This window comes from Hydrogenophaga sp. (assembly GCF_028698005.1).
In the GTDB taxonomy this organism is placed as follows: Bacteria; Pseudomonadota; Gammaproteobacteria; order Burkholderiales; family Burkholderiaceae_C; genus Hydrogenophaga.
The window spans coordinates 1-14,117 of record NZ_JAQVEJ010000072.1; the positions used below are offsets into that span (position 1 = coordinate 1).

Here is a 14,117-nt window from a genome sequence, read left to right on the forward strand (position 1 = left end):
TGCTCAGGCATCTGACGGGCGTGGCACAGCAGCACGGCCAAGCGCAGGCACAGGAGCTGTTTGGCGAACAGTTCCTCGCGCAGGGGGGACTCCATTTTCTTGAGCTTGCCGCGCTGGCCGAGCACCATCTGGCTCATGCGGTCCAACTCGGCCAATGAAAAGCCGGGTGCGTCCACGTTGCTCAGGATGTAGGCGCCGTGGTGGTAGGAACGGTCGTGCGAGATGTGGGTGCCGATCTCGTGCAGGCGCGCCGCCCAGGCGAGTTTTTGTGACCAGCGGCCGCCCAGCGGATCGTCGGCGGCGATTTGGGCGAACAAGGACGTGGCCACCTGGCTGACGCGCTGGGCCTGTCCCGGATCGATGGAAAAGCGCTCGGCCAGCCAGCGCACGGTGCGCTCGCGCGCGTCGGTGTCGTCGCTTTGCCGGTCGATCAGATCGAACAAGGCTCCGTGGCGCAGGGCTCCCTGAGCCGGGATCATCTGCTGGATGTCGAACAGGTCGAAAATCGCTCGCAACACACTGACGCCACCGCCCAGCACCGGCCGGCGATCGTCCTTGAGGCCTTCCAGCTTGAGACGGTCGGCGTCGCCGGCCTTGATCATGCGCTCGACGAGCCAGTCGAGCCCGGAGCGGGTGATCACGCCGCTGGCCCAGCCATTGGCGGACAGGAGCGTGTGCACGGCCCCCACCGTGCCCGACGAACCATAGGCAATGGTCCACTCGGCGGGTGGAAAACGGTCCAGCGCCTGGTCCAGAACGGCCTTGGCGGCAATCTCGGCGGTTCTAAAGCTCGCCAGCGAGAAGTGGCCACGAGGAAAGTACTTGGTCGACCAGGCCACGCTGCCGAGCCGGTACGACTCCATCTTGTGCGAATCGTAGCCCTGGCCCAGGATCATCTCGGTCGAGCGGCCACCGATGTCGATCACCAGGCGCCGCTCGTCGGATTGCGGCAGCAGGTGCGAGACGCCCTGGTAGATGAGCCGGGCTTCTTCCTGGCCAGGTATGACCTCCAGCGCGAAACCCAGAATGTCCTGGGCCCGCGCCACGAATTCATCGCGGTTGCGGGCTTCGCGCAGGGTCTGGGTGGCCACGGCCCGCACCTGCTGCTTGCGAAACCCGTGCAGCCGTTCGGCGAAGCGGGCCAGGCAGGCCCAGCCGCGCTCCATGGCGTCGGCGCTCAGCCGTTTTTGCTCGTCCAGACCGCCGCCCAGACGGACGGATTCCTTGAGGTATTCGATGCGTTCGATATGGCCGGAGTGGTAGCGGCCGATTTCCAGTCTGAAGCTGTTGGAGCCCAGATCGATGGCCGCCAGAAGGGTACCGTTTTGCATGGGAAAGCTAGTCGGGCCTGGCCAGCAGATGGCCGTGCCGATACATCAGTCGTCAGACGCTGATTGTGACGCATCGAAGCGGGTGGTTCCTGACAGCGGGCCCCATGATGACGAACGTGTTGTTGTCACATGAATGTCACACAGCGCTCATAGAGTCCTGTTTGTCGATTTTGATCACCAACCGTGAGGACCCGAATGAACACCAAGCGTACCTTTTTGAAGACCGTTGCCGCCGCTGCACTGGCCACGGCCGCCATGGGCGCCGCCATCGCCGCCGACATCACCGGCGCGGGCGCTTCCTTCCCGTTTCCGATTTACGGCAAATGGGCCGAGGCGTACAAGAAGGAAACGGGCGTCGGTTTGAACTACCAATCGATCGGCTCGTCTGGCGGCATTCGCCAGATCCGTGCCAAGACCGTCGCTTTCGGTGCCACCGATGCGCCGGTCAAGGGCGAGGATCTCGATAAGGACGGCATGGTCCAGTTCCCTGCCATCATTGGCGGCACCGTGCCTGTGTTCAACCTTGAGGGCTTCAAGCCCGGCGAGTTGCGCGTGAGCGGCCCGGTGCTGGCCGAAATGTTCATGGGCAAGATTGCCAAGTGGAACGACCCCAAGGTGGCTGCCCTCAATCCCGGCAAGGCGTTGCCCGACCAGACCATTACCGTGGTGCACCGTTCGGACGGTTCGGGCACAACCTTCAACTTCACCGACTACCTCAACGCAGTGAGCAAGGATTGGGCTGACAGCGTGGGCAAGGGCGCTGCCGTCAAGTGGCCGGCGGCCAGCTCGGTGGGTGGCAAGGGCAACGAAGGCGTGGCCGCGAACGTCAGCCGCATCAAGGGCGCTCTGGGCTATGTGGAGTACGCCTACACCAAGAAAAACAACATCCCATTCCTGCAACTGCAGAACAAGGACGGTCAGTACGTGTCGCCGGATGAGAAGACCTTCGCTGCCGCTGCGGCCGGCGTGGACTGGTTTGGCGTTCCTGGCATGGGGGTATCCATGGTCAACGCCAAGGGTGCCGACAGCTGGCCCATCAGCACGGCTTCCTTCATCCTGATGTACAAGCAGCCGAGCGACAAGGCACAGTCCGCCGAGGTGCTGAAGTTCTTCGACTGGGCCTTCAAGAACGGCAAGCAAATGGCCGCCGATCTGGACTACGTCGCACTGCCTGACAGCCTGACCAACGACATTCGCACCAAGGTCTGGTCGCAGATCCAGAAGTAAGCCGGTCCTGCCCGCGCATGACCGTCCCGGCCGCATGACCGGGGCCGGGGCATGCGCGGGTCCCGTTCTCTCACCGGGAGCCCCCATGAACCTGGGAACCACCATGAGTTCCTCATCCGTGCCGGCGCACACCGGCTCTGCGTCGATGGAGTCGATCGCCCGCCGCCAGCGCCTGCAGGATGCCGTCTTCCACCGCATCACCCAGTTCTTTTCCCTGCTGGTGCTCGCTGCCCTGATGGGCATCATCGTTTCTTTGTTCATCAACGCCTGGCCGGCGTTCCAGCGCTTTGGCGTGCAGTTCATCTGGCACGTCGAATGGGACGTCGTCAATGAGGATTTCGGTGCCGCGATCGCCATCGTCGGCACCCTGGCCAGCGCCGGCATCGCGCTGCTGATCGCGGTACCGCTGTCCTTCGGCGTCGCGCTGTTCCTGACCGAAACCTGCCCGGTCTGGTTGCGCCGACCGCTGGGCACGGCGATCGAGTTGCTGGCCGCCGTGCCCTCCATCATCTACGGCATGTTCGGCCTGTTCGTGTTCGCACCGCTGTTTGCCGACCACCTGCAGGTGCCGCTGCAGACGGTGCTGGGTGGCCTGCCGCTGGTGGGCTTCCTGTTCGGCGGCGCCACCAACGGCATCGGCATCCTGGCCGCCGGCATCGTGCTGGCCTTCATGATCCTGCCGTTCATCGCTGCGGTCATGCGCGACGTATTCGAGATCGTGCCGCCGATCCTGCGCGAGTCGGCCTACGGCCTGGGCTGTACCACCTGGGAAGTCGTGCGCCGCGTCGTTCTGCCCTACACCCACAAGGGCGTCATCGGCGGCGTCATGCTCGGCCTGGGCCGGGCCCTGGGTGAGACCATGGCCGTCACCTTCGTGATCGGCAATGCCAACCGCATGCCCACCTCGCTGTTCTCGCCCGGCACCTCGATCGCGTCGACCCTGGCCAACGAGTTCGGCGAAGCGGCCGACTTCCACCTCTCCACCCTGTTTGCGCTGGGCTTCCTGCTGTTCGTCATCACCTTCGTCGTGCTGACGCTGGCCAAGCTGCTGATCCTGCGCGCCGAAAAAGCCAAAGGTATCTGACATGGATTTCAATCATCAGCTCTATCGTCGCCGCCGGCGCGCCAACGCCGTCGGCCTGACGCTGTCCATGGGCGCGATGGTGCTCGGCTTGGCCGTGCTGCTGTGGATCCTGGGCGTGCTGTTCAGCAACGGCCTGGCGGCCCTGGACGGCAACCTGTTCACCCAGGACACCCCGGCACCCGGCACCGAGGGCGGCGGCCTGCGCAACGCCATCGTCGGCTCGCTGATGATGGTCGGCCTGACCGTGCTGGTGGCCACGCCCGTGGGCATCCTGGCGGGCATCTATCTGTGCGAGTACGGCGACCGCAGCAAGACGGCCGAGCTGACCCGCTTCGTCACGGACATCATGCTCTCGGCACCCTCCATCGTGCTGGGCCTGTTCGTCTACGCCGTCGCGGTGGCCACGGTGGGCAACTTCTCGGGCCTGGCCGGCAGCCTGGCGCTGTCCCTGATCGCCGTGCCGGTGGTGGTGCGCACCACCGAGAACATGTTGCGCCTGGTGCCCGGCAGCCTGCGCGAGGCCGCCTTTGCCCTGGGCGCTCCGCGCTGGAAGGTCTCGCTCATGGTGACGCTGCGCGCAGCCAAGAGCGGCGTCATCACCGGCCTGCTGCTGGCCGTGGCGCGCATCAGTGGTGAAACCGCGCCGATGCTGTTCACCGCGCTGAACAACCAGTTCTTCAGCACCGACATGACCCGGCCCATGGCCAATCTGCCGGTGGTGATCTTCCAGTTCGCCATGAGCCCGTACGACAACTGGATCCGCCTGGCCTGGGCCGGCGCATTGCTGATCACCTTGGCCGTGCTGCTGCTCAACATCCTGGCCCGAGTCTTCTTCCGCGAGAAGGCGTCCTCCTGAGCTGGCCGCCATCCGCAACCCCAGAAAAAAACGGAAAGAACTATCATGACCACCACCGCCGTTCCTGCTGCTGCCAAGCCGCGCAACGCGCTCGAGGTGCGCAACCTCAACTTCTTCTACGGCAAGTTCCAGGGACTCAAGAACGTGAGCATGGACATCGCCGAGCACAAGGTCACGGCCTTTATCGGCCCTTCAGGTTGCGGCAAGTCCACCTTGCTGCGCACGCTCAACCGCATGTACAGCCTGTACCCTGGCCAGCGCGCCGAGGGCCAGATCAACTTCTACGGCGAGAACATCCTCGAGCCCCGGCAAGACCTGAACCTGCTGCGCGCCCGCATCGGCATGGTGTTCCAGAAGCCCACGCCGTTCCCGATGTCAATCTACGACAACATCGCCTTCGGCGTGAAACTGTACGAGAACCTGGGCAAGAGCGAGATGGACGACCGCGTCGAGTGGGCGTTGACCAAGGCCGCTCTGTGGGGCGAGGTCAAGGACAAGCTGCACCAAAGCGGCCTGTCGCTCTCCGGCGGTCAGCAGCAGCGCCTGTGCATTGCCCGCAGCGTCGCGGTCAAGCCCTCGGTCCTGTTGCTGGACGAGCCGACCTCCGCGCTGGACCCGATCTCCACCGGCAAAGTGGAAGAGCTGGTGCACGAACTGAAGAGCGACTACACCATCGCCATCGTGACCCACAACATGCAGCAGGCCGCCCGCTGCAGCGACTTCACCGCCTACATGTACCTGGGCGAGCTGATCGAATTCGGCGAAACCGAGCAGATCTTTTTCAAGCCCCAGCGCACCGAAACCGAAGACTACATCACCGGCCGCTTCGGCTGATCAGGGAGACCGACATGGGTGACAAACATCTTTCCAGTCAGTTCGATGCCGAACTCAACACCATTTCCACTCGTGTGCTCGAGATGGGCGGGCTGGTCGAGTCCCAACTGAACCAGGCGGTCTATGCGTTGCTCGAAATGAGCCGGGAAACCGCCGAACAGGTGCTGCACAACGAGGAACGCCTGAACCAGATGGAGGTGGCCATCGACCACCAGATCATCTCCACCATCGGCCGACGTCAGCCGACCGCGCGCGATCTGCGCTTTCTGATGGCGATATCCCGCACCACCCAGAACCTGGAGCGTGCCGGCGACGAGATCGCCCGCATCGCGCGCATGGTCCAGTCGATCATTGACGGGGGCTCACCGCGCTCGCTGCCGTCGCAGGAGTTGCGCCTGGCGGCTGACCTGGCGGTGGGCATGCTGCGCAAGACGCTCGATGCCTTTGCGCGCCTGGACGTGAGCATGGCCGTGGCGATCATGAAGGAAGACAATGCGGTGGACGCCGAATACGACGGCTTCCTGCGCAAACTCATTACCTACATGATGGAAGACCCGCGCACGATTTCCTTGAGTTTGAACCTGCTGTTCCTGGCCAAGGCGATCGAACGGGTGGGCGACCATGCCAAGAACATCGCCGAGCAGATCATATTCATCGTGATGGGCGAAGACGTGCGACACTCCTCGCTCGATCAAGTGGAGTCTGTGGTTCGATGAGAAAGTTGCCGCGGGTGCTGGTCGTCGAGGACGAACCAGCCATTGCCGAATTGATTGCTGTCAACCTGCGGCACAACGGGTTCGCCCCCACTGTCGTCTTCGACGGCGAAGCCGCCCAGCGCGAGGTCGATGCCGTGCTGCCCGATGTCATCCTGCTGGACTGGATGCTGCCTGGGCAGAGTGGCGTGGCACTGGCCCGTCAGTGGCGCAAGCATGAGCGCACGAAGCCGGTGCCGATCCTCATGCTGACCGCACGGGGAGACGAGCCCGACAAGGTCCAGGGCCTGGACGCTGGTGCCGATGACTACATCACCAAGCCGTTTTCGACCCAGGAACTGCTGGCCCGCATCCGCGCCGTGCTGCGCCGGCGGGCGCCCGAGATCGTCGATGATGCGGTCACGGTGGGCGACCTCACGCTCGACGCCGCCACCTACCGCGTCAGCTTCCGGGGGCATGAGCTCAAGGTCGGCCCGACCGAGTTCAAGCTGCTGCATTTCCTGATGAAGCATGCCGAGCGCGTCCATACCCGTGGTACCCTGCTGGACCGAATCTGGGGGGATCATGTCTTCATCGAGGAGCGCACAGTGGACGTGCATGTCAAACGCTTGAGGGAATCACTGGGTGAGGCAGCCGCCATGGTCGAGACCGTGCGTGGAGCGGGCTACCGCCTCACGGCCCAGGGTCCAACACGCTCCGCCGCTGCATGATCTGGCGCGCGCTGGCGCCTGCTCTTCTGGTGGCCCTGGGCGCCGTCTGGGGCTGGCTCAACGGCTCGGCCGGGTGGACGCTCGGTGGCGCCGTGCTGGGTGCCGTGGTCTGGGGTTGGTTCGACAGCCAGCGTGCCGCCTGGGTGATGCGCTGGCTGAATTCGCCCGACGGGGCGCGCATGCCCGTGCTCTCGGGGGTCTGGGGAGATGTCGTTGACCGGGTGCGCAAACAGGTGCGCAAGCTGGAAAAGAAGGCCGGAAAGAGCGACGCACGTCTGGAGGACTTCCTCTCGGCCTTGCAGGCCTCGCCCAGCGGCGTGGTCCTGCTGGACGCCGAGTGGCGCATCGAATGGAGCAACCTCACGGCCGCCAGCCACCTGGGCTTTGACCCCCAGCGCGACCAGGGCCAGTACGTGCGCAACCTGGTCCGGGCACCGGCCTTCATCGCCTACCTGGACGAGGCCGATTTCCGCCACGAAATCCAGATCGATGGCACCGGCGCCACGTCGGTACAGCCTTTGCGCATCTCGCTGCAGATTCATCCCTACGGCAAGAAGCGCAAGCTGATGATCACCCGTGACGTGACGGCGCTGCAACTGGCCGAGGCCATGCGGCGCGACTTCGTGGCCAATGTCTCGCATGAGATCCGCACACCGCTGACGGTGCTGGCCGGGTTCGTGGAGACCATGCAGACGCTGCCGCTGGAGCCGGGTGATCAGGCACGCTATCTCGATCTCATGTCGCAGCAGGCCCATCGCATGCAGACCCTGGTCAGCGACCTGCTGACGCTCTCGCGTCTGGAGGGCAGTCCGATGCCCGGCGCCGGCGAATGGATGGCGACGCCGGAGTTGCTGGAACACGTGTTGCAGGAGGCGCGCGGCCTGAGCCAGGCCACTGCAGACCCGCTGCACCATATCGATCTGGGCGAGAACGAGCCTTTGCACATCGCGGGGGCCAAGACCGAACTGCTCAGCGCCATGTCGAACCTGCTGAGCAATGCCGTGCGCTACACCCCGCCCGGCGGGCATATCACGGCCGGCTGGCGCCAGCGCGACGACGGGTCGGCCGAGTTCTACGTCCAGGATACCGGTCCTGGCATCGCACCCGAGCACCTGCCCCGGCTGAGCGAGCGTTTCTATCGCGTGGACCGCAGCCGCTCCCGCGAAACAGGCGGTACGGGGCTGGGGCTGGCCATCGTCAAGCACGTGGTGCAGCGCCATGGCGGCGTGCTGGAAGTGCGCAGCGAGGTCGGCCAGGGTTCACGCTTCATGATAGTGGTGCCCGCCTCGCGGGTGAGGCGCTGAGCGAACAGAGAGCGCACCTGTCTCAGCCTTTCGCTGGCTGGACGGGTACCGGTGCCCTCAGGGTCGGGTACCCGGGCCGGGGCTGACCCGGATGTACAGGGCGAAGCGCTCCTGCCGGTCGCTCAGGCGGCGCACGGTGGCGCGGTAGGCCCATTGCGTCAGGTCGGTGCGCTTCCACAGGCTGTCCTGGCGTTCGGACTCCACGATCAGGGCGCGGCAGCGGTCCTGCTCGCGCGAACCGATGCGCACCAGATCGAGGTTGCCGTGGTAGCGCAGGGCCGATTCGTGGGCATGGTTCAGGCCGTCGACCACGACGCAGTGGCCTGCGGGTACCAGGGTCGCGATGCGGCGCGACAGCGGGCCGTAGCTGAGCGCATGGTCGAGCAGCGGTAGCCACAGGCTCGTCAGCAGCAGCCAGCACAGCGTGGCTCCCGCGGCGGGCAGCACCAGACTTTTCCAGAGGGCCTGCCGGTGGCGGCCCGTGCGCCATGCCACCAGACCGATCCAGGCCAGACTGGCCAGCGCGCCGGCGAGAAACAGCACCAGCGAAAACTCCGGCCGAAAACCGGGCGCCAGTTTGGCGACGTTGGCAGCCGGTTTGGTCGGAAACCCCGTCATCATGGCGAACCAGATCACCCAGATGATGAGTGCGCAGACCGAGAAGAACAGCAGCGTGAACCAGTCGATCAGCGCCGACATGCTGCGCCGCATCGTGGGCAGCGCGAATGCCGCCAGCGTCGCGAAGCCGGGCAGGGACAGCAGCAGGGCGCGGTCGAGGTGTTCACTTGCCAGCATGCTGTGCAGCACGCTGGCACCGGCCAGCCACAGCGGCAACAGCAGGTGCAGGCTGCCGAGCTGATGCCGCCAGCGCCACAGTGTCCAGAGCGCCATGGGCCAGGCTGGCCATGTGAACCAGGTCATGAGGCGCAGCCAGCGCTGCCAGTCGTCCAACGTTTCCGGCAAGACGGGCCAGGTGAACGGTGCCAGCGCGCCCAGGCCCCATGCCAGCAGCCAGCTGGCACCGAGCACACCGGCCAGCGCGGCCAGCAGCCCGAGCGGAACCGGCGCAGGTGTGCTGCCGTCTGGCACGCCGGTGGCCTCGGCGCTGCGCCCGGCACCGCAGAGCACGGCCAGCAGTCCCGCGCCGAGCACGAGCGCCAGTCCCGGCGCACCGCCGAAAACGAGCAGCACGCAGCCCAGCAGCCAGCCGACGACAGTCTTGGCCAGCACCTGCCGGCTGTGCGGGCTGCGCAGGTCGGCCACGCGGCTGGCACCATAGAGCATGGCGGCAGCGCCAGCCAGGCGGGCGACGTCGGGGGTGGTCTCATGACCCAGCTGTGCCAGGCCCAGACAGGCCGCGAGCGCCAGCACCGCCGCGTCGGCCAGGGCGCGGGCGTAGTCGCGCGGGCTGGCTTCACCGCCGAAGGCGAAGCTCACGGGTTGTGCCTGTGGCTGGCGCGCCAGGTGGTAGACGCTGTACCAGGTGCAGGCGAAGGTGAACAGCAGCAGCCCGATGAAGGGGACGCGGACGGCCGTCTCGGGGGCCAGGAAGGGGAGGGCCTGGATGGCCCAGGCGCCGAGCCAGTATGCCGCCCAGCCAGGGGTTTCGGCCGGTGCGCCGAGCACGCCGGGACTCCACCAGTCACCGCCGCGCACCAGGTCGATCATGATGCCGAAGGCGGTCGCATCGGCGGTTTTCCAGGCTTCGCGGCCGATGAAGCCGGGCAGCGCATAGGCCAGGCAAAACAACAGCAGCACCGCGCGCGGCAGTTGCCGGACGGCGGCCTGGGTGACGATGGCGGGGGTGGTCGAATTCACTGCGCTGGACTATACGGCAGGCCGGTTGCGGCTCCAACACATGCCGGCCGCAGGGCAGGGCAAGAAACAAAAACAGCCGGGCAAGCCGGCTGTTCGGAGGGGGCGCAGGCCAGGTGATTACTTTTTGGCGTAGCGGTTGCGGAAGCGCTCGACGCGGCCACCCATGTTGTCCACGCTCTTTTGCGTGCCGGTGTAGAAGGGGTGCGATTCACTGGAGGTATCCAGCTTGAACAGCGGGTATTCCTTGCCCTCGAAGGTGTCGGTTTCCCGGGTCGGTGCGCACGAGCGCGTCACGAACTTGAAGCCGTTGGACAGGTCCACGAACAGCACTTCGCGGTAATCGGGGTGGATGCCTTCTTTCATGGCGAATTTCTCGGTTCAGGTGCGGCAGCCGCGGAAAAATCCATTTTTTCCGTACTTGCCTGCAAGTTGTAAAGCTCTAAATTATAAGCGGATTAACCGCCGCGGCGCATCATGTCGAAGAACTCGGAGTTGTTCTTCGTCGATTTCATGCTCTTGAGCACCATCTCCATGGCTTCGATTTCGTCCATGTTGTACATGAACTGGCGCAGGATGCGGGTCTTTTGCAGGATCTCGGGTTGCAGCAGCAGCTCTTCGCGGCGGGTGCCACTGCGGTTGAGCTGGATCGAGGGGAACACGCGCTTTTCGTACAGGCGGCGGTCCAGGTGGATTTCACAGTTGCCCGTGCCCTTGAACTCCTCGAAGATGACCTCGTCCATGCGGCTGCCGGTGTCGACCAGTGCGGTGGCGATGATGGTCAGCGAGCCGCCTTCTTCCACGTTGCGGGCCGCGCCGAAGAAGCGCTTGGGCCGCTGCAGGGCGTTGGCGTCCACACCGCCGGTCAGCACCTTGCCCGAGGAGGGCAGCACGTTGTTGTAGGCGCGGGCCAGGCGGGTGATCGAGTCGAGCATGATCACCACGTCCTTCTTGAGCTCGACCAGGCGCTTGGCGCGCTCGATCACCATCTCGGCCACGTGCACGTGGCGGGCAGCCGGCTCGTCGAAGGTCGAGGCGATGACGTCGCCGCGCACGGTGCGCTGCATCTCGGTCACTTCCTCGGGGCGCTCGTCCACCAGCAGCACCATCAGCGCCACCTCGGGGTAGTTGGCGGTGATGGCGTGGCAGATGTGCTGCATCATCACCGTCTTGCCGCTCTTGGGCGGCGCCACGATCAGCGCCCGCTGGCCACGGCCGATGGGCGAGATGATGTCGATGATGCGGCCCGTGATGTTCTCGTCGCTCTTGATGTCGCGCTCAAGCTTCATCTGTTCCTTGGGGAACAGCGGCGTGAGGTTCTCGAACATGATCTTGTGCTTGTTCTGCTCGGGCGGCAGGCCGTTGATCTTGTCGAGCTTGTTCAGCGCGAAGTAGCGTTCGCCATCCTTGGGGATGCGAACCTCGCCCTCGATCATGTCGCCGGTGTGCAGGTTGAAGCGGCGGATCTGGCTGGGCGAGATGTAGATGTCGTCGGTGGACGCCGTGAAGCTGGTGTCCATGTTGCGCAGGAAGCCGAACCCGTCGGGCAGCACTTCCAGGATGCCGTCGGCGAAGACCTGCTCGCCGGCCTTGGCACGCTTCTTGATGATCGCAAACATCAACTCCTGTTTGCGCATGCGGCTGGTGTTCTCGATTTCGAGAGCTTCGGCCTGCTTCACGACTTCAGACACGTGCAGTGCCTTGAGTTCATTAAGGTGCATCGATTCGACTCCGTCGGGGAGTGGATGGGGTAACCGGGGAGGGGGGCGCCGTGAACCGGGGTACGGATGGCGCAGAGGACAAGTGCCGGGCGCGGTGGCCGGCAAAAACCCATTATGACAGGAAAAATGCGGTGGTCGTCAACGAGCCTGGGCATGGCGCCCGGGCTCGGCGGGCCGGATCAGGCCAGTTGCTGGTCGATGAAAGCCGTCAGCTGGGCCTTGCTCATGGCACCGACCTTGGTGGCAGCGAGCTGGCCGTCCTTGAACAGCATCAGCGTCGGGATGCCACGGATGCCGAATTTGGCCGGGATCTCGCGGTTCTCGTCGACATTGACCTTGGCGACCTTGAGCTTGCCGCTGTAGGTGTTGGCCACTTCGTCCAGCACCGGCGCGATCATCTTGCAGGGGCCGCACCATTCGGCCCAGAAATCGACGAGAACGGGCGTTTGGGCATCGATCACATCGGCTTGGAAGCTGGTGTCGGAAACGTGTTTGATCAGGTCGCTGGCCATGCGTGGTCCTGTACGTGCGTAGGTGGGTTGAAAAGGGCGTGCCGGATACCGGCATACTCGGCCGGAACAGCCGTATTGCAGCAATTGTGACAGAAAAGCCGGGGCCATGATGTCAACCACCTCCCAAGCCAATCACCGTGACAAGGGTGCTCCAGCTCCCCTGCCCGATGTGGCCGCTGCGCAGTGGGATGTCTTGCTGGCGCGTGCGCAGGCCGGCATGGCCGCGCGGCAGGTCGATCCGTCGCGGGTGGTATTCCTCGTGCCCTATGCCCAGATGATGGACGCCGGCCGGCGCGCCTGGGCACGGCGCCAGCCGCACGGCTTCGCCCCCCGTTTCGAATCCAGCCGCAACTGGGCCGCCTCGCTGGCGCCCTTCGTGCCAGGGCCGCATGACGTATCGGGCGATGCCGCGCGCGACAGCCTGATCGCCGCCGGCCTGCTGGCCCAGGTGTCGGTGCGCGGGCTGGACGCGGCCATGCGTGCCAGTCTGTCCGGTCGACTGGTGGAGGCTGCGCACCAGCTCGCGCCGCTGGCAGCCGCCCGCGCGCCTGCCGCCCGCATGGCCTGGATCGAGGACATGCGCGGGCAGCTCGGCGCAGCCGGTCCCATGTTCCAGTGGGAGGGGCTGGTCCATTCGCTGGCCCTGACCTGGGTGGGCCTGTCGGCCTACGCCACCGATGTGCTCTGGAGCGATCTGGCGGCGCCGGGCGCCGTGGCCGACCTGCTGCTGCTGGTGCCGGGGTTCCAGGCCGATCCGCTGGCCGAAGGGCTGCTGGTGCACTGGGCCGATCGCGCCGAGGCACTGGACTGGCCCGAAAGCCGTCCCGCGCAGCCTCCGGCGCGCGACGGCCCGGCGTGGTTGCACGCTTGCGCCGATGCGGAGGACGAGGCGCAGCGCGCTGCCGCCTGCGTGATCGCGCGGGCCAGTGCCGGCCAGGTGCCGGTGGCGCTGGTGGCGCAGGACCGGCTGCTGACGCGGCGCATCGGTGCGCTGCTGGCTGGCGCGGGCCTGACGGTGCGCGACGAGACGGGCTGGAAGCTCTCGACCACCCACGCGGCGGCGCGGGTGCTCGGCCTGTTGCGCGCGGCCGACGCGCGGGCGCGTACCGACGCCGTGATCGAATGGCTCAAACTGGCGCCCCGCTGGTCGCCCGACGCCATCGACCGGCTGGAGCTTCTGGCGCGGCGCGAGGGCCTGTCCTCGTGGCGTGCGCTGCTCGCGCATCCGAAGGCCGCTGCGATGGTGCCCGACGGCGTGCAGGTGACGCTCGGATCGCTGCAGGGTGCGCGGCCACTGGGGGCCTGGCTGCAGGACGTGCGCCAGGCCCTGGAGGACACCGGCGCCTGGGAGCCGCTGGCCGCCGATGCCGCCGGTCAGCGGGTGATCGAGGCCCTGCGGCTGGCCGAGGGCGCCCACGAACTGGCCGAGCTGTCGCCGCACCGCTGGTCGGTCGCTGTCTTCTCGGGCTGGGTGCGCGATGCCCTGGAGGCGGCCAGCTTCCTGCCCGATCGGGGCGGACGCGACGCCGGCGCGCCGGTCATCGTGCTGCCGATGGCGCAGTTGCTGGGGCGTTCGGTCGGTGCGGTGGTGGTGCCGGGCTGCGACGCCGTGCACCTGCCCGTCAGTCCCGAACCGCCGGGCGACTGGGGTGCGGAGCAGCGCAGCCTGCTGGGCCTGCCCGAGCGCGCCGCGCTGGCCGAGGCGGCGGCGCGAACCTGGGCCCACGTGCTGACCCGGCCGGTGCTCGACCTGCTCTGGCGCCAGCACGATGCCGGCGAGGTGATGCTGCCGTCGGCCTGGGTACAGGCCTTGCGTGCCGAGCCGGCCTTGGCTCAGGCTGGCAACGATCCCCGTGTGTCGCGCACGCTGCCGACCGTTGCGCAACCGCGCCCGGGTCCCGCCGCGCCCGACCTGCTGCCCGAGGCCCTGTCGGCCAGCGCCTATCAGGACCTGCGCGATTGCCCCTACCGTTTCTTCGCGTTGCGCCAGCTTCGCCTGCGCCAGGAGGA

13 protein-coding genes are annotated in these 14,117 nt (G+C 66.2%); 8 read left to right on the forward strand and 5 right to left on the reverse strand.

The annotated features are described in order from the left end of the window. Positions 1-1,331 (reverse strand): exopolyphosphatase (gene ppx / locus PHQ87_RS08905; protein WP_300233152.1); only part of this gene is annotated, 1,331 nt, incomplete at its 3' end. Positions 1,332-1,526: 195 nt separating this feature from the next. Here ppx and pstS point away from each other — a divergent pair. The 7 genes from pstS to phoR all read left to right on the forward strand — a co-directional run bounded on the left by pstS (position 1,527) and on the right by phoR (position 8,059). Continuing rightward, positions 1,527-2,558, forward strand: coding sequence for a phosphate ABC transporter substrate-binding protein PstS (gene pstS, locus PHQ87_RS08910; protein ID WP_300233153.1), 1,032 nt, complete (start codon positions 1,527-1,529; stop codon positions 2,556-2,558). An 85-nt stretch (positions 2,559-2,643) separates the two neighbouring features. Further along, a complete protein-coding gene (gene pstC / locus PHQ87_RS08915; RefSeq protein ID WP_300233155.1) occupies positions 2,644-3,642 on the forward strand; it encodes a phosphate ABC transporter permease subunit PstC in 999 nt (332 codons plus the stop codon). A 1-nt stretch (position 3,643) separates the two neighbouring features. Further along, complete coding sequence (pstA, locus tag PHQ87_RS08920) at positions 3,644-4,498, forward strand: phosphate ABC transporter permease PstA (RefSeq protein WP_300233157.1); 855 nt, start codon at positions 3,644-3,646, stop codon at positions 4,496-4,498. 45 nt (positions 4,499-4,543) lie between these two features. Next, on the forward strand, positions 4,544-5,332 hold the full coding sequence (gene pstB / locus PHQ87_RS08925; protein ID WP_300233159.1) for a phosphate ABC transporter ATP-binding protein PstB: 789 nt from the start codon (positions 4,544-4,546) through the stop codon (positions 5,330-5,332). Between the two features lie 14 nt (positions 5,333-5,346). Continuing rightward, positions 5,347-6,048 (forward strand): phosphate signaling complex protein PhoU, encoded by a 702-nt coding sequence (gene phoU, locus PHQ87_RS08930; RefSeq protein WP_300233161.1) that lies wholly within the window; start codon positions 5,347-5,349, stop codon positions 6,046-6,048. Then, positions 6,045-6,755, forward strand: coding sequence for a phosphate regulon transcriptional regulator PhoB (phoB, locus tag PHQ87_RS08935; protein ID WP_300233163.1), 711 nt, complete (start codon positions 6,045-6,047; stop codon positions 6,753-6,755). The genes phoU and phoB overlap by 4 nt, the downstream gene beginning before the upstream one ends. After that, positions 6,752-8,059, forward strand: a complete 1,308-nt coding sequence (phoR, locus tag PHQ87_RS08940) for a phosphate regulon sensor histidine kinase PhoR (protein WP_300233165.1) — start codon at positions 6,752-6,754, stop codon at positions 8,057-8,059. The genes phoB and phoR overlap by 4 nt, the downstream gene beginning before the upstream one ends. Positions 8,060-8,116: 57 nt before the next feature. Here the strand turns inward: phoR and PHQ87_RS08945 are convergent, their stop codons facing one another. The 4 genes from PHQ87_RS08945 to trxA form a co-directional block, all read right to left on the reverse strand. Then, positions 8,117-9,877 (reverse strand): hypothetical protein, encoded by a 1,761-nt coding sequence (locus PHQ87_RS08945; RefSeq protein WP_300233167.1) that lies wholly within the window; start codon positions 9,875-9,877, stop codon positions 8,117-8,119. Positions 9,878-9,994: 117 nt separating this feature from the next. Continuing rightward, on the reverse strand, positions 9,995-10,240 hold the full coding sequence (locus tag PHQ87_RS08950) for a type B 50S ribosomal protein L31 (protein ID WP_300233169.1): 246 nt from the start codon (positions 10,238-10,240) through the stop codon (positions 9,995-9,997). A gap of 92 nt (positions 10,241-10,332) precedes the next feature. Beyond that, positions 10,333-11,595 carry a transcription termination factor Rho gene (gene rho, locus PHQ87_RS08955; RefSeq protein ID WP_300233171.1) on the reverse strand — a complete coding sequence of 421 codons (1,263 nt, stop codon included), beginning with the start codon at positions 11,593-11,595 and terminating at the stop codon, positions 10,333-10,335. Positions 11,596-11,774: 179 nt separating this feature from the next. Next, complete coding sequence (trxA, locus tag PHQ87_RS08960; RefSeq protein WP_300233173.1) at positions 11,775-12,107, reverse strand: thioredoxin TrxA; 333 nt, start codon at positions 12,105-12,107, stop codon at positions 11,775-11,777. A gap of 106 nt (positions 12,108-12,213) precedes the next feature. On the opposite strand from trxA, the gene PHQ87_RS08965 reads away from it, so the two are divergent. Further along, on the forward strand, positions 12,214-14,117 hold a 1,904-nt coding region (locus tag PHQ87_RS08965; RefSeq protein WP_300233174.1), incomplete at its 3' end, for a PD-(D/E)XK nuclease family protein.